This is a genomic window from Streptomyces halobius (assembly GCF_023277745.1).
GTDB classification, from domain to species: domain Bacteria; phylum Actinomycetota; class Actinomycetes; order Streptomycetales; family Streptomycetaceae; genus Streptomyces; species Streptomyces halobius.
Map to the genome: position 1 here is coordinate 8,329,004 of NZ_CP086322.1, position 24,517 is coordinate 8,353,520.

Annotated in this window: 20 protein-coding genes, 1 pseudogene and 1 riboswitch; of the genes and pseudogenes, 12 read left to right on the forward strand and 9 right to left on the reverse strand. The window is 69.6% G+C overall.

The genetic code is table 11. From position 1 onward, the window contains the following. The first annotated feature begins 365 nt into the window (after positions 1-365). A complete protein-coding gene (locus K9S39_RS37785) occupies positions 366-2,762 on the forward strand; it encodes an Orn/Lys/Arg family decarboxylase (RefSeq protein ID WP_248867807.1) in 2,397 nt (798 codons plus the stop codon). Positions 2,763-3,041: 279 nt separating this feature from the next. Here K9S39_RS37785 and K9S39_RS37790 read toward each other — a convergent pair whose 3' ends face one another. After that, a complete protein-coding gene (locus K9S39_RS37790) occupies positions 3,042-3,458 on the reverse strand; it encodes a VOC family protein (RefSeq protein ID WP_248867808.1) in 417 nt (138 codons plus the stop codon). A gap of 289 nt (positions 3,459-3,747) precedes the next feature. Then, a riboswitch (cobalamin riboswitch) is annotated at positions 3,748-3,995 on the forward strand. A gap of 198 nt (positions 3,996-4,193) precedes the next feature. Between K9S39_RS37790 and K9S39_RS37795 the strand changes: the two are divergent. The 5 genes and pseudogenes from K9S39_RS37795 to K9S39_RS37815 all read left to right on the forward strand — a co-directional run. Continuing rightward, positions 4,194-4,526: pseudogene (locus K9S39_RS37795) on the forward strand (acyl-CoA thioesterase); the annotation flags it as partial. Positions 4,527-5,180: 654 nt separating this feature from the next. Beyond that, positions 5,181-6,059 carry a hypothetical protein gene (locus K9S39_RS37800; RefSeq protein ID WP_248867809.1) on the forward strand — a complete coding sequence of 293 codons (879 nt, stop codon included), beginning with the start codon at positions 5,181-5,183 and terminating at the stop codon, positions 6,057-6,059. Positions 6,060-6,077: 18 nt separating this feature from the next. Continuing rightward, positions 6,078-6,758 (forward strand): hypothetical protein, encoded by a 681-nt coding sequence (locus K9S39_RS37805; protein ID WP_248867810.1) that lies wholly within the window; start codon positions 6,078-6,080, stop codon positions 6,756-6,758. A gap of 160 nt (positions 6,759-6,918) precedes the next feature. Continuing rightward, the gene (locus K9S39_RS37810; RefSeq protein WP_248867811.1) at positions 6,919-7,314 is read left to right on the forward strand and encodes an Rv0361 family membrane protein; all 396 of its coding nucleotides are present in this window, start codon (positions 6,919-6,921) and stop codon (positions 7,312-7,314) included. Positions 7,315-7,769: 455 nt separating this feature from the next. Further along, a complete protein-coding gene (locus K9S39_RS37815) occupies positions 7,770-8,885 on the forward strand; it encodes a M20 family metallopeptidase (RefSeq protein ID WP_248869150.1) in 1,116 nt (371 codons plus the stop codon). Between the two features lie 389 nt (positions 8,886-9,274). Here K9S39_RS37815 and K9S39_RS37820 read toward each other — a convergent pair whose 3' ends face one another. Then, complete coding sequence (locus K9S39_RS37820; RefSeq protein ID WP_248867812.1) at positions 9,275-10,174, reverse strand: aminoglycoside phosphotransferase family protein; 900 nt, start codon at positions 10,172-10,174, stop codon at positions 9,275-9,277. A 508-nt stretch (positions 10,175-10,682) separates the two neighbouring features. Here K9S39_RS37820 and K9S39_RS37825 point away from each other — a divergent pair. Continuing rightward, positions 10,683-11,339, forward strand: coding sequence for a maleylpyruvate isomerase N-terminal domain-containing protein (locus K9S39_RS37825; protein ID WP_248867813.1), 657 nt, complete (start codon positions 10,683-10,685; stop codon positions 11,337-11,339). A gap of 489 nt (positions 11,340-11,828) precedes the next feature. Here K9S39_RS37825 and K9S39_RS37830 read toward each other — a convergent pair whose 3' ends face one another. From K9S39_RS37830 to K9S39_RS37840, 3 genes are all read right to left on the reverse strand, one after another. After that, positions 11,829-14,036: a DUF6114 domain-containing protein gene (locus K9S39_RS37830; protein WP_248867814.1), complete on the reverse strand. Its 2,208-nt coding sequence runs from the start codon at positions 14,034-14,036 to the stop codon at positions 11,829-11,831. 40 nt (positions 14,037-14,076) lie between these two features. Continuing rightward, the gene (locus K9S39_RS37835; protein WP_248867815.1) at positions 14,077-14,736 is read right to left on the reverse strand and encodes a DUF6230 family protein; all 660 of its coding nucleotides are present in this window, start codon (positions 14,734-14,736) and stop codon (positions 14,077-14,079) included. Positions 14,737-14,953: 217 nt separating this feature from the next. Then, positions 14,954-15,586: a DUF6230 family protein gene (locus K9S39_RS37840; RefSeq protein ID WP_248867816.1), complete on the reverse strand. Its 633-nt coding sequence runs from the start codon at positions 15,584-15,586 to the stop codon at positions 14,954-14,956. Positions 15,587-15,789: 203 nt separating this feature from the next. Here K9S39_RS37840 and K9S39_RS37845 point away from each other — a divergent pair, with 203 nt between their 5' ends. Further along, positions 15,790-16,371, forward strand: a complete 582-nt coding sequence (locus K9S39_RS37845; protein WP_248867817.1) for an anti-sigma factor antagonist — start codon at positions 15,790-15,792, stop codon at positions 16,369-16,371. A 116-nt stretch (positions 16,372-16,487) separates the two neighbouring features. Here the strand turns inward: K9S39_RS37845 and K9S39_RS37850 are convergent, their stop codons facing one another. From K9S39_RS37850 to K9S39_RS37860, 3 genes are all read right to left on the reverse strand, one after another. After that, positions 16,488-18,290 (reverse strand): serine/threonine-protein kinase, encoded by a 1,803-nt coding sequence (locus K9S39_RS37850; protein ID WP_248867818.1) that lies wholly within the window; start codon positions 18,288-18,290, stop codon positions 16,488-16,490. A 264-nt stretch (positions 18,291-18,554) separates the two neighbouring features. After that, the gene (locus K9S39_RS37855; protein ID WP_248867819.1) at positions 18,555-19,154 is read right to left on the reverse strand and encodes a hypothetical protein; all 600 of its coding nucleotides are present in this window, start codon (positions 19,152-19,154) and stop codon (positions 18,555-18,557) included. Positions 19,155-19,553: 399 nt separating this feature from the next. After that, positions 19,554-20,156, reverse strand: a complete 603-nt coding sequence (locus tag K9S39_RS37860) for a CGNR zinc finger domain-containing protein (RefSeq protein WP_248867820.1) — start codon at positions 20,154-20,156, stop codon at positions 19,554-19,556. Positions 20,157-20,177: 21 nt separating this feature from the next. On the opposite strand from K9S39_RS37860, the gene K9S39_RS37865 reads away from it, so the two are divergent. Together K9S39_RS37865 and K9S39_RS37870 are read left to right on the forward strand one after the other, a co-directional pair. Continuing rightward, the gene (locus tag K9S39_RS37865) at positions 20,178-20,630 is read left to right on the forward strand and encodes a VOC family protein (RefSeq protein WP_248867821.1); all 453 of its coding nucleotides are present in this window, start codon (positions 20,178-20,180) and stop codon (positions 20,628-20,630) included. Positions 20,631-20,705: 75 nt separating this feature from the next. Continuing rightward, positions 20,706-21,221, forward strand: a complete 516-nt coding sequence (locus K9S39_RS37870) for a LysR substrate-binding domain-containing protein (RefSeq protein ID WP_248869155.1) — start codon at positions 20,706-20,708, stop codon at positions 21,219-21,221. Here K9S39_RS37870 and K9S39_RS37875 read toward each other — a convergent pair. After that, a complete protein-coding gene (locus K9S39_RS37875) occupies positions 21,157-21,645 on the reverse strand; it encodes an Lrp/AsnC family transcriptional regulator (protein WP_248867822.1) in 489 nt (162 codons plus the stop codon). The genes K9S39_RS37870 and K9S39_RS37875 overlap by 65 nt on opposite strands. A gap of 161 nt (positions 21,646-21,806) precedes the next feature. On the opposite strand from K9S39_RS37875, the gene K9S39_RS37880 reads away from it, so the two are divergent. Both K9S39_RS37880 and K9S39_RS37885 read left to right on the forward strand, forming a co-directional pair. After that, positions 21,807-22,778, forward strand: coding sequence for a DMT family transporter (locus K9S39_RS37880; RefSeq protein WP_248867823.1), 972 nt, complete (start codon positions 21,807-21,809; stop codon positions 22,776-22,778). Further along, positions 22,771-23,976: an amino acid aminotransferase gene (locus tag K9S39_RS37885; protein ID WP_248867824.1), complete on the forward strand. Its 1,206-nt coding sequence runs from the start codon at positions 22,771-22,773 to the stop codon at positions 23,974-23,976. The genes K9S39_RS37880 and K9S39_RS37885 overlap by 8 nt, the downstream gene beginning before the upstream one ends. The last annotated feature ends 541 nt before the right edge of the window (positions 23,977-24,517 follow it).

Here is a 24,517-nt window from a genome sequence, read left to right on the forward strand (position 1 = left end):
GTACGAAGCAGGGGGTGCAGCCCGCCGGTCAGAATCGGTCACCGTCGGTGTTCGCGGACCGGCCCCAGCGTCTCGTGGACGCCCGTCACCGGTCGGTCGTGTGCCGCCCCACTGACGCTCGTGTCCGTACGGGCCCTGGCGGCGCTGCTCGCCCTGACCTTCGGCCCCGCGACTACATCGACGCCGACGAGTACGGAGCCCTGAGGCGGCGCACTCCTCCTTGCGCGGTGTTTCCCTCATCGGGGTGGTTTCGACCTGGTTGGTGCGTTACTGACGGTGACCTTCCGGTTGTCTCTCCAGGGGTCACGCATGGTGCGGACCAGCAGACCATGCGCCGATACGCGCAGAGGGGCATGAGGGGCACTATGACACACGGGACGGTTCTGTTCGCGGTACGTGAGTTCCCAGAGAGCGGAGGTATCGGAGCCGAGCAACTGCGCCGGGTCCACAAGGAGTTGGAGAACTGCGGTTTCGAAGTGCGCTGGGCGTCCACGCGCGACGACGCCCAGGCGGTACTGCGTACCGAGGCGGGCCTGGCCGCCGCCGTGGTGGACTGGGATCTTCCGGAGGCCGGCAAGACCAGCGGCGAACCGGGCGGTGCCGATGTACTGCGCCAGGCCGGCCGCCGCTTCCAGAATCTCCCGGTCTTCCTGGTCACGGCCGGCGAAGACCTGGAGCACCTGCCGCTGTGGGTGGCCGAGACCGTGGTCGGGTACATCTGGCCGCTGGAGGACACCGCGCCCTTCATCGCCGGACGGATCGCCGGCGCCGCCCGCGCCTACCAGCAGGACCTGCTGCCGCCGTTCTTCACGGCGCTGCGCCGCTTCGACCATGCGCACGAGTACTCCTGGCACACACCCGCCCACTCCGGCGGTGTCGCCTTCCTCAAATCCCCGGTCGGCCGGGCCTTCCACGACTACTTCGGGGAACGGCTGCTGCGCAGCGACCTGTCGATCTCGGTCGAGGAGCTCGGTTCCCTGTTCGAGCACACCGGCCCGGTCGGCGCGGCGGAGCGCAACGCCGCCCGCGTCTTCGGGGCCGACCGCACCTACTTCGTACTCCACGGCGACTCGACCTGCGACCGGATGGTCGGGCACTTCAGCGTCACCCAGGACGAGATCGCGCTGGTGGACCGAAACTGCCACAAGTCGGTCCTGCACGGCCTGGTCCTCTCCGGAGCCCGGCCGGTCTATCTGATTCCCACCCGCAACGGCTACGGACTGGCAGGCCCCCTGCCGCCCGCCGAGATCCGGGCGGATTCGGTCGCTTCCCGGATCGCGCGCAACCCGCTCGCCCAGGGGGCGGTCTCGCCCGAGGCCCAGTACGCGGTGCTCACCAACTCCACGTACGACGGCCTGTGTTACGACGCCCTCCAGGTCGCCCGGGCCATCGCCCCCAGCACGCCCCGGCTCCACTTCGACGAGGCGTGGTTCGCCTACGCCCGCTTTCATCCTCTCTACGCCGGGCGCTACGGGATGGCGGTGGGCCCCGACACCTTCCCCGGCCCCGAACGCCCCACCGTTTTCTCCACCCAGTCCACCCACAAGCTGTTGGCGGCGCTGTCGCAGAGCGCCATGGTGCACGTCAAGCCCGCGCCCCGGGCGCCTGTTGAGCACGACCGGTTCAACGAGGCGTTCATGATGCACGGAACCACCTCGCCGCTCTACCCGATGATCGCCTCCCTGGACGTGGCCACCGCCATGATGGACGGGCCGCAAGGCCGCTGGCTCATCGACGAGGCGGTGACCGAGGCCATCCGCTTCCGCCAGACGGTGGTACGTGTCGGACGACGCATGGCGGCCGCCGGTGACCGGCCCGGCTGGTTCTTCGGCGTCTGGCAGCCCGGGACCGTGACCGACCCGGACACCGGCGAGCGGCTGCCCTTCGCCGACGCGCCGGCCGAACTGCTGCGCAGCGAACCGGCCTGCTGGCAGTTGGAGCCGGACGCCGACTGGCACGGCTTCACCGGCCTGACCGAGGGGTACTGCCTGCTCGATCCCGTCAAGGTCACCCTCACCTGTCCTGGCATCGACGCCACCGGGCAGATGGCCGACTGGGGCATCCCCGCCCGCGTCCTCACCGCCTATCTGGCCACCAGGAACATCGTGGTGGAGAAGACCGACAGCTACACCACGCTCATCCTGTTCTCCATGGGGATCACCAAGGGCAAGTGGGGAACCCTCATGGACGCCTTGATGGACTTCAAGGCGCTCTACGACGAGGACGCGCCGCTGGAGCGCGTGCTACCCGAGCTGGTCGCCGAGTACCACCAGCGCTACACCGGTCGTACCCTGCGCGAACTGTGCCAGGAGATGCATGACCACCTGCGCGAGGCGCACCTGGTCGAGCTGCTCGATACCGCCTTCCAGGACCTGCCCGAGCCCGTCACCCCGCCCCAGACGTGTTATCAGCGCCTGATCCGCGGTGGCACCGAGCGGGTACGGCTGGCCGACGCGGCCGACCGGGTGGCCGCCGCCATGGTCACCGTCACCCCGCCCGGCATCCCCGTCCTGATGCCCGGCGAGAACACCGGCACCCCCGACGGGCCGCTGCTGCGCTACCTGACGGCCCTGGAGTCCTTCGACCGGGGCTTCCCCGGCTTCCGCAGCGAAACCCATGGCGTCACCCTCGACCCGGACACCGGCGACTACCTCATCGAATGCGTACGCCGGATCCCGGCCCAGCAGGCCGGCCGCGCTGCCGACGAGCATCAGGAGACGCGGACACCGAGCCCGTCCGACGCCGGACTGTCCGCAGGCTGACGCCAGGGGGGAGCTCCGCAGCGCCCACGTGGACGGACGAGGACCCTGACCCGGTGTTGGTCAGGGTCCTCTCCTGGCCAGGGGCCTCGTCTGGTCCCAGTTGCTGCCGGGCAGCCCGTGGACCGGCCGGTTCGAGCGCTCACAACCTGCCGAGAATGGTGGCCCCTTGAAGCCGGAGCCTTGGCACGGTGCAGGGCACGGGGCTGCGGGCAGTGAGGCTTTTCGCGGAGGGATTCCATCCCCCATGCCGGGCAGCGGGCCCGCGCGGCCGCTGCCCGTTCAGGCCGGCTGCTCGCTGATGTTGACCAGCCAGGTGATTCCGAAGCGGTCCGTACACATGCCGAAGACGTCGCCCCACATCTGCTTCTCCAGCGGGACCGTGACCGTGCCGTCGCCGGAGAGCTTGTCCCAGTAGCCGCGCAGTGCGGCGGCGTCATCCCCGCTCACACTCACGGAGAGGTTGTTTCCGGGCTTGTACGCCATCCCCGGGGGGATATCCGCGCCCATGAGTGTGAACCCGCTGTCCGTTTCGAGCATGCTGTGCATGATCTTGTCGGCGGCGTCTCCGGCCTCCTTCTCGCCGAACTCTCCGTACGTGTTCATCCTCAGGGTGCCGCCGAAGACCTCCTTGTAGAATTCCATCGCTTGTCGGGCGTTGCCGTCGAAGCTGATGTACGGGTTGAGGCGAGAAGGCACGGAATTTCCCCTTCGTGACGTGACGTCATTTCTGGAAGATTAGGCGATATGGCGCCGATAACCGGGGCAACTCCCCGGCCGTCGGACATCGGCCTGTTGCCGCAGCGGGGTCGCGTCCGGCCCCAGCCTGACGCCGTCCACCATCAGGGAGGGTTCCGGGGCCGGACTGTTGGTGCCCGCCCTTCCGCCACCCGGCAGGACCCGCGTGCGATACCGCTCCGCCCACCGCGCGCCGGCGCTCTTCAGCCGGGGAACGGGGCCTGCGGACCACGCGGGAATCCGGCTGTGGTTACCCTGGCGCTGCAGCTGGTTCGCCCTGTCAGCCAGGCAGGCGCGTCGTAAGAGGGAACCTGGTGGGAATCCGGGACTGCCCCGCAGCGGTGAGCGGGAACGACCGCCGTCATACGCACTGGGCCCGCGCTCGGGCCCGGGAAGCGACGGCCAGTAGATGCCTCGTACGGACGACTCGTGCGAACGACTCGAACGTACGCGAGGCGTGCCCGTGAGTCCGAAGACCTGCCGCTGCCCGCATGCCACCGGGGCGTGCGGTGATCCCGACGGCTCGACGGGGCCGGCGGAACCGGGCAGGCCCCGTGCCTCGCCGCCCGCCACTCCTTCGATCCCCGGGCTGTTTTCCGCGACTCGCGAAGGAGAGTTGACGTGTCCGACCGAACCGCGACCCTGGATTCCGCCGCCAAGACGCCGGACGATTCCCAGGTGACGCTCGCGCACATCATGAGCGAGCACGACACCAACCTCTACGGCACCATTCACGGTGGCGTGGTGATGAAGCTCATCGACGACGCGGCCGCGGCCGCCGCCGGGCGGCATGCCGACGGTCCGGCGGTGACCGTGTCGGTGGACCGGATGACGTTCCTGGCCCCGGTACGCGCCGGCGATCTGCTCAGCGTGCGTGCCGAACTCGAAGGGGCGGGCCGGACGTCGATGACGGTGGTGGTCCGTGTGACGGCCGAGCGTTGGAATGCCTCGGGGCCGGTCGCCGAAGTGGCCACCGGCCGGCTGACGTTTGTCGCGATCGATGCCGAGGGGCGGCCCCGCCCGGTTCCCGGTCTCGCTTGGTGAGCTCCTCCAGGATCTCCTCCAGCCAGCGCACATGCGCGGCCAGGGTTCGGCTCTTGTAGTCGTGGACGTGGTCGAGGAGTCGTGGACATGGTCGAGGATCCACCATCCGGGCGCGGTCCACCTCCGGCAGCCACGGCTCCTCGCGGATCTCACGGGCGTGGGACCGCTCCACCTGTGCGCGCCGGGCCACCAACTCGGACTCCTCCGCTCTCCTTCGGCTCTCCCCGGCCCTTCGGCTCTCCTTCGGTGAGCCGACTGCCAATGCCCTCCCATCAGCGGATTCATTGCCGTACAAGCGGGATTTCATCGGACGTGGCTAGCGTCAGCCACGTCCGATGCAGGCACGGCACGTCTTACCAGGGAAATCCCGGGCAACGGGCGATGAGCGATGGGCCATGGGCAAGGTCGAAAACGAGCAGGCGTAGGCGGGCCATTGGCGGCCGACGGCTGCTGCGCGACTGCGCTGAAAATGGCCCGGCACCTGACGAGGCGTCCATAACCACTGAGCCGAGAAACGGAACCCGTCATCCCCATGCCAGGCATGTCTCGTGGGCTTAGCGGCTTAGAGGCTTAGCGGGCTCCGCAGGGTGAGCCGTTGCTTGACACGGCCAGATTCTGATTGATGGGGGAGGTATGGGTTTGCCACGCATATTCAAGCGGCTCCTGGCCGCGCTGGTGGTGCTGGCCGCACTCTTCGGGTTCATTTCCCCGGCGGAGGCCAAACCGGTCCGACCGGTTGACCTATGCGCGACACAGGTTGCGGCCGCCCGGCAGATCGGGGCGGAGATCCGTGCGCACAACGCCAAACCGCATGTATTCCGGATGCCGGCGCAATCGGCGGCCGCGGCGGCGTACAACGCGGAGAAAGCGTCCTTAGAGGCCCGCAGAGCCACGGTCGTCGCCCAACTGCGGGCGTGTTACCAGGCGATGAGGGCGCTCGAGGACGAGGACTCGGGCCCTCTGGGCCTTAAGGCGCCTACCCGGCGGAAGTTATCCGATCTTGAGCAGGCCAAGAAGCCCGTTTCGTCGAACTGGACCGCACCCCCGCCGCCCCCGAACGGCAAGAACTGGCAAGTCCCCAAAAACTCCCCGATACGCCAGGTGTACGAAGTCATCCGAAAGGGCAACCCGGGCAGGGTAGGCGACATCAGGCTCCGTGGCGTCGCGCGTCCGCAGGCCACGGACAGAGATACGGCGTATCCGGCGGCGTCCGGCCGTACGATCGGATCGTATAACTCCGGGAAGCCCAAGGTTTCGCCGGACCACATCGTCCCCTTGGCCGAACTCGTCCAGATGCGGGGCTTTATGAAGCTCACGCCCCGGAACATGTACGTGGTCGCGCGTGCCCCGCTGAACTTTCAGTGGCTGTCGAAGGCCGCGAACGAATCGAAGAAATCCAGGAGCGCGGCCTATGTGTCGGGCGCGGATCCGCGATGGATAAGAGAGCAGGTCGGGCTGGAGAACGAGACGCGCAAGAAGTTGCAGGAAATCATCGACCAGCTGCTCAAGAGCCAGTGACAGTGACGGAGGTTGGATATGGGCCCGGACGAAATCGCCGCTACGCTCGACGATTGGTCACTGACGTTTGTCGGCAACGACTCCGATGAGATCTCCCGGATCCCTGAAAAATGGCGGCCGATCGCGCTGTCAGCCGATGCGGAATCTCGTCGCCGAACCGCGTTGTCGCTCTGGAACCAGAGCTTTCTCGACCTTCTTCCCGAGTTCGCCGAGGTGCTGAACGCGCACTGCGTCGACGTGCGCGTCTGTATGACCGATGATTCCCCGGTGCTGGCTTACGTTCTGGAGACGGACGACGGCGAGCTGGTGTCCTGGGTCGGCTATGACCCCGGCACGTTCGAGGAGCCGGACTTCTGGGAGAGCTTCCCAGAACCGGTGCAGGTGTTCCTGCGTCAAGTCCATGCGGGGTTCGCCTCGGCGAGCACCGACTCGTTCGGTGTGGCGCGACCCATGGAAATGGGCACCATCGCCGAGCTGGCCGACTTCCCCGACGGCGTCCCCGGTTGGGACGACGACGCCCGTATCCCGTCGACGCGCCTGCTGCAGATCACGACAGACGGCGGCATTCTCAAATACTGCCTTTCCCCGGATATCGCAGTGGGGAAGATCGCCCTGGTCTACGAAGGGGACATCGACCCAAAGGATTTCGGTCAGGAGCTGGACGAGCTTCTGATGTCGCGCTTCGAGGACCCGTCCTGAGCAGAAAGGTGTTGGAGTGGTGTCACACCAGCCCGGTCAGGGGGAGTCTCCCTGGCCTCCGCAGGGAAACGAGCCACCGCCCGTTCCGCCTGGGGGCGGCCCGCAGCCGCCCGTGGCGGGGGAACAGCCGCCTCCCCGTCGGCCGTTCCGGCGGCGGAGGATGTGGTGGTATCTCGGGGCAGCCGCCGTTTTGCTCGCCGTCGCCGGAGGCGTCACGGCATATCTGCTCCCGGGCGAGGAGGAGAGCGAGGAGTCGAGGATCAAGAAGGTGGTCGCGGACTTCGCCCTCGCGGTCGACCGGGGGAACACGCACAAGATGATCGGCCTGCTCTGCCTGGAGGAGGCCCGCGGCATCGCCGACGAGGACGATGGCTCGGGCGATGACGAGCGCGATACCCATTCGAAGCCGATACCGATCGAGACATCGGATGTCCGGATCAAAGGAGATGTCGCCAGGGTCGTGGTGACCCGGCCGGCCCAGAAGCCGACACCCGTCTACCTGCGGAAGCAAAAGGGCACGTGGAAGTTGTGCGCTCCGGCCGGAGGGTCTCGTTAGAGCGTAGAGGCGTAGAGGCGTAGAGGCGTAGAGGCGTAGAGGCGTAGAGGCGTAGAGGCGTAGAAGGGGTGGCGGGGGTGGAGGGGGCGGTCACGGTAAAGCGGACGGTGGTGGTGCGAGGCCCCGCACCGGCCACGATGCTGTTGGTTAATTCGGGGTCCTGATCACTTCGCCCCGTCGATCGTTTGGTCGGCGGGGCGAAGTGCTGCGAAGCGGCTGGTGCGGGTGCGGGCCCTGGTTGTCCTGGCTCAAGACAACCGAGCTGGCCGAAGACCACTCGATGCCCGTGGCCTGCACTCCTATGTGCTCTCCTGTACTTGTACGTGACGGACACTCGTACGTGACCGACGCGCGCGCCGCTCCGCGCGATCTGCTGGGCCTGGGCGAGAGGCGCTTGCTTTGGGCAGGTTGGCTCCATTCCGTTACGACGTACCGAGTACCCTTGCATCGTGACGATGCACAAGACCGTCAATGTGAACATGAATATTGACGCGATGATCGAGGACCTCAGGACACTCGTCGAAGTCGAGTCTCCGTCGCGCGATCTCGACGCCTTGAGGGCATCGGCCACAGCTGTCGCCGCCGTCATCGAGAGACGCCTCGGTGGGCAGGCCGTCCTTGTGGAGAGCGAGGCCGGGCCGCACGTCCACTGGTCAGCCGGTGGCGATCCCCAGGTACTGATCCTCGGTCACCATGACACGGTGTTTCCGCTCGGCACCCTTGCACGCCGCCCGTTCACGGTCGCAGACGGGCATGCGACCGGCCCCGGGGTCTTCGACATGCTCGGCGGTTTGGTGCAGGCCGTTCATGGCCTGGCGACGCTCGACGACCGGTCAGGCGTCGAGATCCTGGTGACCGCCGACGAAGAGGTCGGCTCCCACTCCTCTCGACCTCTCATCGAAGAACGAGCCCTTGCATGCGGCGCTGTGCTTGTGTTCGAGGGAGCCGCTGAAGGCGGATCTCTGAAGACCGGCCGTAAAGGCTGCGGCACGTTCCAGGTCTCTGTCGCGGGCCGGGCGTCGCACGCAGGTCTTGAGCCCGCGGCCGGGGTCAATGCCCTGATCGAGGCAGCACACCAGGTACTGGATATCGCAGCGCTTGGTCGCCCCGACATCGGCACGACTGTCACCCCGACCGTCGCGTCCGCAGGAACCCTCGACAATGTCGTTCCCGCAGAGGCGACCGTCATCGCCGACGTCCGGGTCGAGTCGGCCGACGAGAAGGAACGCATCGAGTCCGCGTTCGCGGCGCTGGCTCCGCATCTCGATGAGGCGGAAATCGAGGTTCAGGGGGCTGTCAGCCGGCCCCCGATGCCTGAGTCGGCGTCGGCCGGGCTCCTCGCGGTGGCACAGCAGCTGCTTCCCGGCCTTGAAGGCAAGGCGGTCGGCGGCGGAAGTGACGGCAACTTCACGGCCGCGCTGGGGGTGCCGACACTCGATGGCCTGGGAGCAGTCGGGGGCGGTGCCCACGCCGACCACGAGTACCTGGTGATCGAGGCCATGGCCGAGCGGGCGAACCTCGTTGCTGGTCTGGTGAACGCGATCCGCAATCCCCGGACGCCCCTCGACTGACGTGCAGGGGGCGCCCCATCTCCACACCGTCCTGAGCTCACGGCGTCTGGTTCGGCACCGCTGGCGGTCGAGCGCACCAGGGCGCACCGCCACAACCACGCCCGGGGCGCGCTCCCAGGTACGGGTGGTGGGTGCGGGAGCAGCCGGTCCGGGGGGTGGGCTACGACGGTGTGCGTCAGTCGGCTCCGAGTAATCGGCCGGCGAGGTGCCGGTGTGGGTCTCGGAAAGCGGTCGGACGACCTGACCGTCCGCAACGGCCTCGGGTGGAAGTTCCGGCCGAGGTGGTCTGGCGTGACGTACCGGAGCGCCCGGGTCTGGTCGTGGGTGTGGTCGCGGTACGGGCGGCCGTCCAGGAGCCGTTCGCCCCTCCGGTACACCCCCCGGAGAACTCAGCCCTCGGCCAGCACCGCCCGGATCACGTGCCGGGCGGTGCACGCCATCGCCGGGTTCGTCCTGCGGTAGTACGGCAGCGTGATCAGCGCCTGTGAGAGCGTCCGCCCCCGGCCGCGGTTCCAGGTCGCGTCGTCCACGCCGAGCGCCGCGCGGAAGACCTCCCTTGCCTCGGGCGGCAGCAGATTCCACGCCGGGAACAGATCGCAGGCCGGATCGCCCACGCCCATGCACCCGAAGTCGATCACCGAGGTCAGCCTGTCACCGTCCACCAGCAGATTGCCCGGCATCAGATCGGCATGCAGCCACACCGGCGGCCCGTCCCAGCCCGGCGCCCTCAGCGCGTCCTCCCATACGGCGGCCACGCCATCGCAGTCGACGCCCTCCTCCGGCATCCCGCGCAGTTCCTCGATCGCCGCCCGGGTCGAGGCATCGAGCGAGGCGAGCGGCCCGCCGCGATGGGCCGTCGGCGCGCCCGGCAGGCTGATGCTCCGCATCGCCGCCACGAACTCGGCCAGATCCTCGGCCAGCAGCACCGGCTGGCTCAGCGCCCCCGCCTCGGGGTGCTTCCCCGCCAGCCACCGGTACACCGACCACGGCCACGGATACCCCTCGGCGGGCTCCCCGGCCCCGAGCACCTCGGGGATGCCCGTGGGCAGACGAGGAGCGAGGCGGGGCAGCCACTCCAGCTCCCTCGATACGTCCTTGGCTCCGCCCTTCACCAGCGGCAGACGTACGACCATGCCGTCGCCCAGCCGGTACATGGCGTTGACCGTGCCGCCGGACGGAAACGGCTCCACCGCGAGCCCGGACCACTGCGGGAACTGTCCGTCGATCAGCCGTCGTACGAGGTCGCCGTCGATGGGGCGTTGGCCGGGATGCATCTGCCCTGTGCTCATGGGCCGCCATCCGATCGCCGGGCGTCGGCGGGGGTCAAACGGTTTTCCGTCCAGGGTCTGTGTCTTCGGTCAGGTAGTGCGGTGCCCAGCCTTGCCAGTGGGTCGGTGTCGAGCCTTGCCAGTGGACCGACGTCATGGGCCCGCTTCGCCGTTACCGTTCCCTGTGGAGAACCTCGCTGCGGAACGCCTCCGCCTGACCCGGGCCCACCGCGATCGCCTCGACCGTCTGCCCGAGCCGGCGTAGGGGGTGGCGTCCCGGTGCGGCCGGTCATCCGTAGCGGAGCACTTCGGCTCGCCGTCCGGCGAATGCTGTGCGTGGAGTTGAGGGAGAGAGAATCCCACCGAGAGGCCTGAGCGTGGGACTCGCCGACGACCCGCGAGTGCCACGTTCGCGAGCCCGAATCCCGAGGTAGGAGCCCGAGTTCCACGTTCGCAAAGGCTAGTTCCACGTTCGCGGACCGGGGAAAGTCGGTCGCAGCCGGGGGCCGGGCGCTGCTAGCTTGCGGCGGTGGACCTCTTCTCACGCTCTTGGGCGGCGTTGCGCACAGCGGTCGCCGAACTCCCGGACGAGGACTTCGCGCGGCCTTCCGGCTGCACCGGCTGGCTCGTGCGGGACCTGGTGTGCCACCTGATCATCGACGCTCAGGACGTCCTGATCACCCTCGTCACCCCCGCCGAAACAGAACCGACCCGGGACGCGGTGACCTACTGGGACGTCGCCGCGACGCCGCCGACCGGCGATGACCCGCTCGACGCGCTGATCGTCCGCTTGGCCGCCGCGTACGAAGAGCCGCGGCTGCTCAAGTTCCACTTGGACGATGTCGGTTCCGCCGCCGGTCGCGCCGCCGAACTCGCGGATCCCGCTGTCCGGGTCGGCACCCGCGACGAGGTGCTCACCGCAGGCGACTACCTCTCCGCGTACGTCCTGGAATGGACGCTGCACCATCTCGACCTGATCGCGTACCTCCCGGACGCGGCCGAACCGCCCGCCGAGGGGCTCGCCCGGTCACGCGAGATGCTGGAGAAGATCGCCGGTGCGGCGTTTTCCCCGTCGTTCTCCGACAAGGACGCGCTGCTGATCGGCACCGGACGGCGTGCCCCGGTCGAAGCGGAGAAGGCCGAACTGGGGGAGCTGGCCCCGAAACTCCCGTTCGTCCTCGGCTGATCGGTCCGTCGGGGCGATCAGCCGGCCAAACGGCGAGCGTGGGCACCATGGCCAGGCCGCAGCACGGAGCCCGCGCCCTTGGTGACCTCCGTACGCAGCCGGACGGTGGCGAAGGGCGAGCGACTTGCCGGTGCACTGACGGACTGCTTCTGGCCGCCTTTCTGAAGCCGCACCTGCCCAACGTCGGCGTACGAGAGAGAGCGCAGCACACCGTGCACGCGGCAGCCGCCGAACCCGTCATGACCGCGGCCTCCGCGCACAGCGGCTCCCCCCAGGGCCGCGGTGACCGAGTCCTGGTGCGCACACACGATGCGCGCACACATGGTTTCCGTTGGACGAGCCGATGGCAGATCCACGAATGTGCTGTTCTCCGCCACCTGTTGTGCGCTTGCTGCATCCAGGCGACGACGACCTCCTCGGCCGCAACGATCGGACAGCCGGGCCATTGTTTCCATGATTCAACGGGGTCATTTCCATGGTTCAACGGAGTCAGCGGGACGCCGTCTGGTGGAAACCGGGAATGTCCAAATGGTCAGCGTGAAGGTACTGGTTGTACGCGGTGGCATGTGTGAAGAAGATCGGGATGGGGAGGGTGAGCCCCGGCGGAAGTGGGGGCGGCATGCTCGGGGTGAAAGTGATGGGGAGCAGGCCGAGGAGATTGCCGCTGAGGACCTTGGTCAGCAGGACCACGGGATGACCGGTGGCAACCGACGTGGCGAGGGGGGCGCCGTCCTGCTCCCACCTGCCCTGGCAGGGATACCAGGGACCGGGGGCGAACGGGTTCACGTGGCCGATACCGGGAATGCCCATGTCGAGCAGGGGCAACCGGAGGCCGGGCAGGCCGTGGTAGGGCGGACGGGGCGGCGGGGGCTGGTTGCGGCCGCACCAGGGGGCGAGGAGAGGCGAGGTCTGGCGCAGGCTCGCAAGGTCGGCCCGGGACACGGTGAAGACCAGGACCCGCTCGGGGCCGGACACTGTCGGCACCCTGGTGATGCCGTGATAGGTCAGGCCGGTGAGCACCATCAGTGGGGTGCGGACCTTGAACGGCTGGGGGGCGGTGGGTACGCGGTACGCGGCGGCGTCCACACCGAGGCTGAGAGAGATCGAGGGCCGCGGAAGGCACCAGTGGGAATGCTTGTCCCGCTTGGCGGGGTCGCCCAGTTTGATGCGCAGCGGCAGCAGCGACAACGGCCCGTCCATCCGCCCGTCGGCAGGCAGTGGCGGGATCTTCAGCCGCAGGACGGACGGCGGGATGACGTTGCCGGCGGCGATGCCGGACCGGCTCGGCTGCTTGTCTGACGTGCCCGGCCCGGCGGCGTGGTCGTGGTCGGGCCGACCGCGCTGCGGCGGGCCGGCAGGTCGGGTCGGGCGCGGCGTCGCCTGGTCGTGCTGGGCAGCCGGGGGGTTGTCCTGTTCATCGCGTGTATCGCGTGTGTCCTGTGAGCTGTTCAGGCCGAGCAGGCCGGTGACCGAGCCGAGAAGGCCCGCTCCGGATGAGTGCATGGGAGCGGGCGCGGGCTCGGCGGAGTCGGGTCCGCGTCTCAGCCGGTGTTCGTCGTGTTCCTCGGTACGCGGTTTCGGCACATGAGGGCCGAGGGACGCACGCAGGCCCAGCGGGCCGTCCACTGTGATGCCTGAGCTCTTGGGGTGCTGACTGTGCTCAGGCTGGGAGTTTGGTGTGCGGCCCACCTTGGCGCCCACCGAGATGCGGCTTCCGGTGCCGCGCGCGGTGGGTCCTGCCCCGGCCAGCAGTCCGTCGAGCAGAGAGCAGACGGTCAGGTGCGGGGGAGCGTTGCCGCGTGCCGTGCCCCTGGGCACGTGGGGTGGATCGGCGGGGCTCGGCACCGTCCGGGGGAGGTGTGCCGGGGCTGGTTGCAGCCCGCCGGTCAGCAGAGCCCCGACCGGAAGGACACCGAGCGCCCGCATACGGTTGGAGCGCAAGCTCATACGGCTCATACGGCTCATACGGCTCGTGCGCGAGCAGCTGCGGGCTTGTCGGCCGCCGACTTTACGACCTCCGGCGCCGCCTCCCCCGCCGCCCGGCCCACCGGAACCGTCCGGCCCACCGGAACCGCCGGGGCCAGCAGAGCCACCGGCCCCGCCGGGACCATCGGCCCCGCCGGGACCATCGGCCCCGCCGGGACCGCTCGAACCACCAGCGCCACCCGGATCCCCCGGACTGCCTGAGCCTCCCGGGCCCCCCGACCCTCCCGGCCCCTCCGATCCTCCGGGGCGGCCCGAGCCGTTCCCGCGACCCCAGTTCGGCCGGATCCGTGGCCGGGCCGGAGGCCGCTCATCCGGCACCCAGCTCACCGCCATCGCGCCGCCGGTGATGCCCAGCAGAAAACCGATCAGGAAGCCGCCGAAATTGGAGAGTACGAGTGAGGCGACAGCGAGCACCAGCGTCGCGATCCCAGCGAACACCCGGTACCCGGGCGCCAGCCACATGCTGAGCGCGAGGACCACCATGAAGATCCCCATGAGCGACCCCGCCACGCCGGCGATGCCTTCATGCACCATGATCGGCAACGGCGCGATCGGGATGGAGAGGATCTCGACCCCGGCCAGCAGCGTCCACACCCCTGCCCAGAACGGGCGGCTGCGCCGCCAGTCGTGGAAGGAGTTCCACCATCCCGGCCGCCACCCGTCAGCTCCTGCCTTCCTCTTGCGTCCCGCGCGCAGCCGCGCACTACTCACGTCGAGCTCCCCGAGTGTGGTGGGTTTACGTGACACGACATCAGAAACAGGGGTGGGAGCCGAGCTTCACGCTCAGGTGGAGTCCCGGCAGCCGGAACGTCGCCGCACTCACCGAACGCGTACGCTGCCGCAGCCCATCGATGGTCACGCTGTCGCCCTGCTGGCCGAAGCCGCCGGGCGCGCCGCGTACGCCGGGCACACCCTTCACGGTCGCGGCGTCCTGGCCGATGTTGATGTTGCGGAACACCGCGTCGCCTCGCAGGTCGTGACTGTCCGCGACGAGCCGGTCCGCGTGCGCGGGAACCTTGCTGCTGCCCGAGGTCAGCCGCATGGTGACGGGCCCGAGGACGGGCACGTCCTGCACGACGGACTGGCACAGGTTGTAAAGGTCCGCGGACCGGATGCCGGAAAGCGCTTCCGGGTACGTGGCATGAGCGCCGCGGTCCAGCACACCGAACTGGACGAATCCGCGCCCGTCGAGCTTGCTGGCCCCGATCTCGAAGCTCTTGCCGGAAACCGTGAACGAGTTGGCCGACACTCCGAAAGACGCGGCGAGGGCGCCACGCGCCACCGCTGTGCACAGTGCTGCGGAGGCCAGCAGAGTCGGCACCATCACCACGGCCATGCGCCTCCATCGGGTGCGGCCCGCGGGACGTGCGCGCTCGGTGGTCTGGCTGGCACTGTCGGCGTTGCTCGTCATCCCTCTCCCCGTCAGACAAGCGGGGGCCGGCCCACCAGCGGGCCGAGCAACCCCGATACCCGAGTCTCGGGTGGTACGCATCCCCAACCCCGGCGGGGGCGGCTGGTGACCCCGGGAATCAGCCAGGGACCCCAATGGAGGGACGCTTTCACCCGCTTGTCCCAAAGGGAGTGGAGGGGTGTTTTGTCGCTCGCCCCATAGGGAGGGGGAGGGCCGTTCAGTAGCAGGGCTTGTCTCCGGCCTTCACGCTCAGGTGCAGGTTTGTGAGTTGGAAGGTCCCCGCACTCACCGCTCGGGCCGTCTGCCGCAGGTTTTCGATGCGTACGGTGTCGGCCTGCTGTCCGAAGGTTTCCGCCGGGGCGCCGGTGCCATCTTTGAAGGTCGAGGCATCCTGCCCGATGGTGATATTGCGGAACACCGCGTTGCCGGCGAGGTCGTCGGTATGGACGACGAGATGGTCCGCGTGCGCCGGCTTGCTGCCCCCGCCCGCGCCGATCCGCAGCGTGGCCTTGCCGATGCCGGGGACGGGGACGACCACCGACTGGCACAGGTTGTAAAGGTCGGCCGACTCGATGCCGGAGAGGGCTTCCGGGTACGTCTTGTTCTTCGCCCGGTCCACCCCGACGTACTGGGTGAACCCGGTGCCTTGCAGCCGATCGGCGGAGATCTTGAGGTTCTGTCCCGAAAGCACCAGGGACTGCGCGGAGACCGCGAGCGAGACAGGGAGGATGCCCATGCCGATCGCCACCACGAGTACCGCGGATATCAGCAGCGTCGGCATGAGTACCAAGCCGAGCCGCTTCCATCGGGTGTGCCCCGCGGGGCGGGCACCGGCATCAGGGAACGTCATCACTGCCTCCCCGGCACTGGCGGGGCCGAGCGGGGGCGGGACAACGCCTGCGCCGCTGGTTGCGACCATCGGGCCGCAGACCTCATTGCACCCCGCGGTCCGGCGGTCGGCAACCGGAGCTCGTGCGGGACGCCCGGCAGCACGCACCCCGAGCGGGCCGCGGGCCGTCACTCCATCGGACCCGAGCAACGGAGATGGATGCCATGGACATGAACATGGGCGTGGCGCGAATGGTCGGCACGGGACCGTACCGGATTCTCACCGGCTTCCTGGTTCCCGTCGCGATCGTCGTCGGTCACGGCAGCCGACCAGTGCCCAAGGGGGACGCCGGTCGCCGGCTTCTCTTTCGGGCGGTCCGGCCCGCGCTGATGCGCTGGTGTCCTTCTCGGCGGGACGGGCGTACGGTGAGGGTACCGCCCGCTCCGCGACGCAACACCGCAGGCCACAGGGGGTCGGTGTACGACATGATCCAGGTCGATCTGCAGGCCACAGGACCCGGCAGCTGCCGGGTGACCATGGCGGGTGACCTTGATCTGTGCACCGCCCCCGCCGTCCGTGCCACCCTCCGCGACGCGGTGAGCTCTCACCAGCGGGTGGATGTGGACTGCGGGCAGCTCTGCTTCTGCGACTGCTGCGGCCTCGGCGCGCTGCTCGCCGCCGCCCGCGCAGCGGAGGCAGCCGGGGCAGAGCTGAGGCTGTGCGCGGTCCCGCACACCTTGGCCCGGGTGCTGCGGCTCTCCCACACCCGGAGCGCCTTCACGATCGAGCAGCCGAGCATACGGTGAGGCCATGGCCGGCCCCGCCCCGGTTCCGCGGATGAGACCGGGCCCGGACGGGGCCGGGCCGGCAAGCTGCTGGTGCGGATCGCCGTCGGCGCAGGCCAGAGCTGGGTCGGTACAGGTCAGAGCTGGTTTGCGTCGATTTTCAAGTTCTTCACGACGTCTTCGAAGAGCCGGTCGCCGGTCTTTCGGGCGTCGCCGGCGGCGGGCATGGTGACGGTCAGGATCCAGACCGTCTTGTCCTTGTTCAGGTAGACGTGGTCGCGGTTGGCGTAACGGGGATCGTCCTCGTCGTCGCCACTGTCCCGGTAGGTGGTGGTCAGGTCCCGCGCCTCTTCGCCCTGCTGGTTCGACCGCTTCGGCTTTTGGGGCTTCGCCGCCTTCATCTCGTAGTTGTTGTCGCCGGTGTAGTGCTCAGCGAGCTCCTTGGCCGCGCCGTCGAGCGACGTCGCATACGGGCCTTCGCTGTCCTCTTCGGACCGCCACAGAGCGATGGTGAAGACGCCACTGGGATCGTGGAAGGTGACTTCGGTCAGCCCGTCGCTGTCGTCATCCCCTTCCGTGACCTCGCGCCGGTAGTCCTTCGGCACCGCCAGGGACGCCGACAGCAGCTCCGGGTCCTCGCGGACCGTCCAGCCCGCCGGCATCGTCGGTTCAGTCGTAAAGGGGTTGGCCAGGGCCAGCACCAGCGCGCCGGTCACCATCAGCACTCCGGCGCCAAGGCCGAGTTGGGCCTTGCGGTTCTTGTGCAGGATCGGCGGGACGAAGCGGCTGCCGCCGCCGTCAGCGGGGGCGGCGGGAGCAGCGGCCGGCTTGGTCGCCGCGGGCTGCGGCGGCTGCGCGACCGTCTCCAGCGTCCGGCGCACCTCGGCCGCCGCCGGGCGCGCCGCCGGGTCCTTGCTCAGCAGCCGCATGACGAGGGTGCCCAGTGCGCCGGAGCCGCGTGCCGGCGCCTGCGGTTCGGCCGACAGGATCGCCTGGAGCGTGGCGGGGGTGTGCGAGCGGCGGAACGGCGACATGCCCTCGACCGCCGCGTACAGCACGACGCCCAGCGACCACAGATCGGACTCCGGACCCGGCCGCTGGCCCAGCACCCGCTCCGGCGCGATGAACTCCGGCGAGCCGATGAACGCGCCGGTCTCGGTCAGTCCCTGCTCGCCCTCGACCTGCGCGATCCCGAAGTCGGTGAGGACCACCCGGTCGTTGCGGCCCAGCAGGACGTTGTCCGGCTTGACGTCCCGGTGCAGTACCCCGGCCTCGTGGGCCGCGGTCAGCGCCCCGAGCACGGCCAGGCCGATGCGGGCCGCCTCACGCGGGTCGAGCGTGCCCTCGGAGAGCCGGTCGGCGAGCGAATGTCCGTGCACCAGCTCCATCACGATCCACGGGCGGCCGTCCTCGACCACCACGTCATACACGTTGACCACCGACGGGTGGTCTATCCGGGCAGCCGCTCGTGCCTCGCGCTGCATGCGCTGGTGGACGGTGTGCCGCTCGCGTTCCGGCACATGCTCGGGGACCCGCGGTTCCTTGACCGCGACCTCCCGGTCGACCACCTGGTCGTGCGCTGTCCAGACGGTGCCCATACCGCCGTGCCCAAGGCGGGAGATGAGCCGGTAGCGGCCGCCGATGACCCGTCCCGCTCCTGGGTCCTGCGGGGCGGCAGGGGTAGTGGGGGTGGCGAGGGTGCCGCTGTGGCCGGAGTGTGGGTCGTGCCCGTCGTATCCCGGGTGGTCTTGCTGCCCCGCGTGCCCCGGCCCCGCGTGCCCCCGCCCCGGGGGCCCCGACGGTGCGGTCATCTGTGTCGGCTCGTAGGCGGCCTGTTGCGGAACCGGCGTCGACGCGCCGGGCGGGTAGTGGCCACCGGGTGCCGGCGGCTGGAGCCCGTAACTGGTGGGCTCGTCCGCCCGTCCCCCAAGGTTCGTCATGCTCTTATCATTACCTGCCGCGCTGCGTCGTTCGCCACCCGGGTCGGCTCCTCCGGCCGGGCCGCGAGTACGTCGCGGTGGCGATGTCGGAATACCGCTTTTCCTTGCCCTTTTGCCCCAGGGGACTGTCCCATGGGAGGGAGACTCGCAGCGGCCGCCCCGTGCCCGCGTTCCTGGAGGGACTGCCGGCCGCGGGACACTGGCCTCGGGCACTTCAGATGGCTTGTGCCTGCCGTTTCCTGCGGTTGAGGCGCCCTGTTGACCTCACCACCGTTCGCGGAACGCGATGCCGAGGTGCTGAAGGAGCCCTTCGCGCTGCTCGGCCGTGGCCAGGACCATGATGTCGTCCAGGGTGCCGGGGGGATTCTTGGGCCCGTTGTCGACACAGCGGAAGGACCGGGGGTCGTCGTCGGGGCTGAGGGCTTCGATGGCGGCCTGGGCCGCGCCCATGTCGAGGTAGTCGTTCGACTCCTGCTCTATGGAGAAGGAGAGCGTCTCGCCGTTGCGGTCGAAGTGCAGCACTCCGCGGCCGTCGTCCTCGTCGTCCTCGTCGTCCTCGTCGTCCTTGTCGTCCTTGTCGAAACGGTAGTTGTCGACGGTGACTTTCCCTCCGGTGAGAGCTGCGGCTTCTTCCAGGAGCTCTTCGTAGTACACGTCGGCGAAATCGACGTCATCGGCGTGGATGCTGACGGCCACGCCGAATTCTTCGAGGGCGCCGGTTATGTGGTGACGCGGTGTCAGTTCTTCGTGCGCGAAGTTGCGGCAGTCGTCCAGCACGCTCCGGGCCTTGTCTTGGGTGATCATGCCGAGATCGGTGAGAACTTCGGCTATCCGTACGTAGTTGATCGGTTGAGTTTTCGCCACGGCCCTCATCCTGCCAGCCGGAGATCTTCCCAAGGGCGACCTCCGCCGAAGTCGCTCACCGTTCGAAGATGGCCCAGGACGAGCTGCCCTGGCGCAGCGAGCCGGCCATGGCGCGCGCCTGGCTGCCTCCAGGAATGCGCGCCATGAGGCACATCGGCAGCCCTGGCCGTGACCGCGTACCTCGCCCGGTCACGCCTGCGGTCGTCCGGTAGGGGGCGCCAGCGTTCCGGGATGAGGACCGCGCCGGGGCGGAGCCGGAGCCGTTCGGGCAGTGAGCCTCTCGGGGCTGCTGATGAAGTCCCGGACGACGGGCGCGGGGTGGGGGCGGCGTGCGGGACACGCCGCTCTGCCGGCCGGTGTCCTCGGGGAGTGCGGTGAGCATCGCGGGCTACCTCGCGGTCACCCTTCCTCGGAGTGGCGGGCGCGCAGCGCCCTCACCTTGTGGCGGTTACCGCAGTGCTCCATGGAGCACCAGCGGCGGCGGCCGGGGCGTGAGGTGTCGACGTAGACGAGGTGGCAGTCCTCGGCGGCGCAGGTACGGATGCGGTGCGCGAAGGGACCGGTCAGCAACTCGACGGCGTCCCGGGCGACGGTGGCCGTCAGGTGGGTGCCGCTGGGCGTTCCGGCCCACTGGCGCTTCCCCGTCGGTGTGATGGCGGGTGCCAGGGCCGGGCGGGCGGCTGCCTCGTTGATGACCTCCAGGTCGCCGGGCGGGTGCGGCTCGCCGCGCGTGTGGGCGACGACCACCCGGAACAGTGCGTCGCGCAGCCTTCGCGTGTCGGCCACCTCGGCTTCGGTGGTCTTCAGCGCGGGCGTCGGCGTCAGCCGCGACCGGTCCGCCCAGGCGACCAGGTCGGCGGGCTCGTACAAGACCTCGTACCGGCGGTAGGGGCCGGGGCCGCCGGTGGTCAGCAGTTCCAGGCACAGCGCCCCGGGGTCGAACCGGTAGGCCACGCCGGTAGGGGAGTGCAGCGTCAGCCCTGTGGTTGCGGAGGAGTCCATGTAACCAGTATAAACGGTTACATGACGTTGAGTTGGAAGTTGGTCATCGACAGCACGAACGCGCCCGACCTCGCGGACTTCTGGGCCGCGGCCCTGGAGTACGAGGTGGAAGACCCCGGCGCGCTCGTCGAACAGCTGCTGGCCGCCGGCCACATCGGCGAGGAGGCGGTCGTCGAGCATCGTGGCCGCAAGAACTTCCGTGGCTACGCCGCGATCCGCCACCCCGAGGACCCGTTCGACGAGACCAGCGGCGTCGGCCACGGGCGCCGGATGCTCTTCCAGGACGTGCCCGAGGGCAAGGTGGGCAAGAACCGCCTGCACATCGACGTCCACAGCGAGCCCGGAGGTCTGGACGAGCTGGTGGCCCGACTGCAAGACCTGGGCGCGACCCGCGTCCGCGAGGTGGACCAAGGGCCTGCCGGGCACTGGTGGATCATGCGGGACCCGGAAGGCAACGAGTTCTGCGCCGCGTAGGTGCGAGCGCGGGCCACTGGGGGAGCAGGCGTCCCGTTCGTAGTCGCCGAGCGGGTCGTTCACGTCGTCGCGGAGGTGCCGCGCCGCCGTGCGGGACCTCCTGCCGCGCTCACCAGCACGCACACGGAAGTCGCGGAGCTGTGCCGTGACGAGGCGCGGTCGGCCCTGCCGCCCGACAGCGCCGTCCGCGCATCCGAGCCGTCGGTCGCGCTCCGTGCGCTGTCCGGCCATCCGTGGGTCATGGAACCGGCGGGTACGGCGTCCCGGCGGTGGGCGACGACCGTGTGCCGCCCGGCCGGATTCGAGCCCGACGTACGGTTCGAGTCGCCCGATCTGCTGGTGCGGCTGCGGCTGGTGGAAGAGGGCCAGGCGGCGGCTCTCCTGCCCGGCTTGTCGTGGAGCGGGGGAGCGTCGAGCGTTCCGCTGCTCAATGCGCACCTGAAGGCGGCGTCCGGACCGAGGGACGCGTACGGCTGCAGACGCCGGATACCTTCCAGTCCGGCCAGGCCGCCCTGCTTCCAGCCTTTCAGCGCGTGCGCGCACGCGGGCGCGACGGGCCGCCCGGGCGCGGGTAGACCTTGGACTGCTTGACGCTCCCGAAGGCGAAGCTGGATTCGATCGACGCGATGCCGGGAATGGCGTGGATCTTTGTGCGTACGAGGACCTCGTACGCCTCCAGGCTTTCAATGACGACTCTGAGCAGGTAGTCGCTGCTGCCGGCCATCAGGTAACAGTCCTGGATGTGCTCGATGAGGCCGACGTGCTCCTCGAAGACGTTGACGGCCTCGGCGGTGTGCCGTTCCAGACGGACCCGTACGAAGACGGTGATCGGCAGGCCGAAGGCGACCTGGTCCACCGTGGCCGTGTAGCCGCTGATCAGGCCCGACTCCTCCAGGCGGCGTACCCGGCGGAGACAGGGCGAGGGGGACAGCCTGACCCGGTCGGCGAGGTCCTGGTTGGACAGCCGCCCGTCGGCCTGCAACTCGCGGATCATCTGGAAATCCACGTCATCCATCGAAACTCCGTCACTCCTTAGCAGATTATGCCCTCAGGCTAGGCCTGAAGGGCAGAAATGGCAATCGTCTGCCCTGCTGAAGGCTCTAGCGTTGCCTTCAGAGGAAGGGTCGCTGTCGGTTCCGCCCGAGCAGCTCCGAGCGGGAGGAATTTTCAGTGGTCGTGACGAACACGGCGCAGCCGTCGGCCGCCGGGGCGGGGAGTCGCTCCCCGGCCCGGGGCGGCGGGCGCGGGGTGGTCTCTCCGCAGGCGGTGGCCTTTCTGGCACTGCTGCTCACCGTCGGCATCTGGGCCGGGTTCGCGCTGAGCGCCCGTGCTCTGAGCGCTTCCACGCTGCTGCCCGCCGACGCGGCCCTGCTGCGCTTCGGTGTTCCTCTCGTGGTGCTGGCGCCCGCTCTGTGGCGGCGCAGGCGCCGGCTGGTCACGGTGCGGCCGGGACCCGCCGCCAAAATCATCTGCGGTGCGGGGGTGCCGTTCTTCCTCGCGGCGATGTACGGCGGTTCGCTGACGTCGGCCGCGTTCGTCGGGGCGATCGTCCCCGGGATGGTCCCGCTGTTCGTCTCCGCCCTCATGGTCGCGGGCGGCAGGAGTATTCCGCGCGGCACACAGTCGGCCGGGCTGGTGCTGATCGTGGCCGGAGTCGTGGCGCTGGTCTGGCGCTACACCGCGGCGCTGGACGAGGACGTCCTGCTCGGTTCGGGCGCGCTGCTCGTCGCCAGTGGGCTGTGGGCCCTTTACACGGTGGGGCTGCGGGAAGTGGACCTCGACCCCGTCGGGTCCATCGGACTGCTGTGCCTGCCCTCCTTCGCCGTGATCGCCCTCCTGGTCATGGCCGGAGTCCTGCCGACCGGTCTCGCCCGGGCGGCCGGCGGTGACATCGCGCTGTTCCTCGTCGTCCAGGGGCTGGGAGTCGGCCTGTGCGCCGGTCTGCTGTACGCGTTCGCCATCCGTCGGCTGGGACCGGAGCGCAGCTCGGTCGTCGGCAGCCTCAGCCCGGTCGCCGTCGTCCTGCTCGCCGTACCCCTGCTGCACGAGTCGCCGACCCTGCCCGTCCTGATCGGCGTCCCTCTCATCACCACCGGCGTCGCGCTCGCCAACCGACGCCCCCGACCCAAGGTTTCCCCCGATGCTTGAGCTCCTTCCCGCCCCGCCCGCCGACCCGCTGTGGGACTTGGCGGCCGAGTTCGCCGCCGACCCGCGCCCCGAGCGGCTGAACCTCGTCCTCGGCGTCTACCGTGACCACACCGGGGCCACCCCTGTCATGTCAGCGGTCCGGGAGGCCGAGATACGCCTGGCGGAACGCTCCGTCTCCAAGGAGTACCGAGGGCTCTCGGGGAACACCGCCTTCAACCGGGCCATGCTGTCCATGGTGCTGGGCACCGAGGCCCTGACCGGACGGGCGACGGCCGTGCAGACCGTGGCGGGCACCGGAGCCCTGCGCCTGCTGGCCGATCTCGTGCGCCGGACCCGCCCGGGCACCACGGTGTGGATCAGCGACCCCGCCTATGTCAATCACCGGCCGATCCTGGAGGCCGCGGGTCTCCAGGTCCGGACGTACGGCCGGCTCGACTCCGCGGGGCTCCCGGACACCGCGGGCCTGCTCGACGACCTGAGTGCCGCACGACGCAACGACGTCGTCCTTCTCCAGGGCTGCTGCCACAACCCCACGGGAGTCGATCCGTCCTTCGAGACGTGGGAGGAGCTGGCCGCACTCGCCGCGGCGAACGGCTGGGTTCCCTTCGTCGACCTGGCCTACCACGGGCTCGGCGACGGCCTCGACGCCGACCTGCGGGCCACCCGGATGCTGGCCGACCGGCTCCCCGAGGTGCTGATCGCCGTCAGCTGTTCCAAGAACTTCGGCCTCTACAGCGACCGCACCGGGTGCGCGATCGTCCTCGGATCGTCGCGGCAGACGCTGCGGCACGTCGAAACGGCACTGCAGAACGCCGCGCGGACGCTGTACTCGATGCCGCCCGAGCACGGCGCCGCCGTCGTCACCACCATCCTGGAGGACGAGGGGCTGCGGGCCGCATGGCGGGCTGAACTCGATGTCATGCGCCACCGGATCACGGCCAACCGGGCGGACCTGGTCGTCCATCTCGGCGCGCTCGGCTGCGGCGAGCAGGCGGCGTCGCTCGCAGGGCAGAAAGGCATGTTCTCGATGCTGCCGCTCACGCCGGACCAGATGCGCCGGATGCGCAGACGGTTCGCCGTCTACGGCACGGACTCGGGGCGCATCAACATCGCGGGCATCGCGGCGCACCGGATCCCACTCCTGGCACAGGGCATCGCCACCGTCCTCGAAACGGCTCGCGTCGCCCCGTCCGCCTGACGGCCCGTGCGCACTCAAGGGGAGCCCCTCTCCGCCGGGGCGGTGCATCAAGGCAGGCCCTGCCCCTGTGGAACGTCGCTGTCAACGGATGAGGGCCTCTTGGCACTCGGGGCTGAGGAACGATCCGAGCGCCAGGAGGCCCTTGGCGGTGCGGGGCACCCGCACCTTGGGAGTGCCGTTCCGCTGTGGCGCGGCTCACCCCGCCTCGGGGACGCCCTCCTACCGCGGCGCGGCCTCCCCGGACTCCGTGTCCTCGGCGGGGGTGAAGCGTCGGACCAGCCGCTCCAGGCCCACCAGGCAGTTGGCGGCCATGGTCAGGGCATGGGAGTCCCGGTCGGCCGTCGGTTCGTCTTTTCGGCGCGCGACCCCATACGCCGTCCTCCCCGTTCTCCCCGCTGTGATGCTTGCGGTCACCACGCTACGTGCTGCCACTGACAACGCCCGGTGCCCGGTCTCCGCGCAGCGGGCGCAGCGCGTACAGCGCGTCTACGAGGCCGGCGCGGGCGGTGCCTGCGGAGGCGGCGCGGCAGGAACACCACCG

Coding starts and splice junctions, on each gene's coding strand:
- K9S39_RS37785 (WP_248867807.1), top strand. CDS start 366: ATGACACACGGGACGGTTCTGTTCGCGGTACGTGAGTTCCCAGAGAGC.
- K9S39_RS37805 (WP_248867810.1), top strand. CDS start 6,078: ATGGGCCCGGACGAAATCGCCGCTACGCTCGACGATTGGTCACTGACG.
- K9S39_RS37810 (WP_248867811.1), top strand. CDS start 6,919: ATGTGGTGGTATCTCGGGGCAGCCGCCGTTTTGCTCGCCGTCGCCGGA.
- K9S39_RS37815 (WP_248869150.1), top strand. CDS start 7,770: ATGCACAAGACCGTCAATGTGAACATGAATATTGACGCGATGATCGAG.
- K9S39_RS37820 (WP_248867812.1), bottom strand. CDS start 10,174: ATGAGCACAGGGCAGATGCATCCCGGCCAACGCCCCATCGACGGCGAC.
- K9S39_RS37835 (WP_248867815.1), bottom strand. CDS start 14,736: ATGACGAGCAACGCCGACAGTGCCAGCCAGACCACCGAGCGCGCACGT.
- K9S39_RS37840 (WP_248867816.1), bottom strand. CDS start 15,586: ATGACGTTCCCTGATGCCGGTGCCCGCCCCGCGGGGCACACCCGATGG.
- K9S39_RS37845 (WP_248867817.1), top strand. CDS start 15,790: ATGGACATGAACATGGGCGTGGCGCGAATGGTCGGCACGGGACCGTAC.
- K9S39_RS37850 (WP_248867818.1), bottom strand. CDS start 18,290: ATGACGAACCTTGGGGGACGGGCGGACGAGCCCACCAGTTACGGGCTC.
- K9S39_RS37860 (WP_248867820.1), bottom strand. CDS start 20,156: ATGGACTCCTCCGCAACCACAGGGCTGACGCTGCACTCCCCTACCGGC.
- K9S39_RS37865 (WP_248867821.1), top strand. CDS start 20,178: ATGACGTTGAGTTGGAAGTTGGTCATCGACAGCACGAACGCGCCCGAC.
- K9S39_RS37875 (WP_248867822.1), bottom strand. CDS start 21,645: ATGGATGACGTGGATTTCCAGATGATCCGCGAGTTGCAGGCCGACGGG.
- K9S39_RS37885 (WP_248867824.1), top strand. CDS start 22,771: ATGCTTGAGCTCCTTCCCGCCCCGCCCGCCGACCCGCTGTGGGACTTG.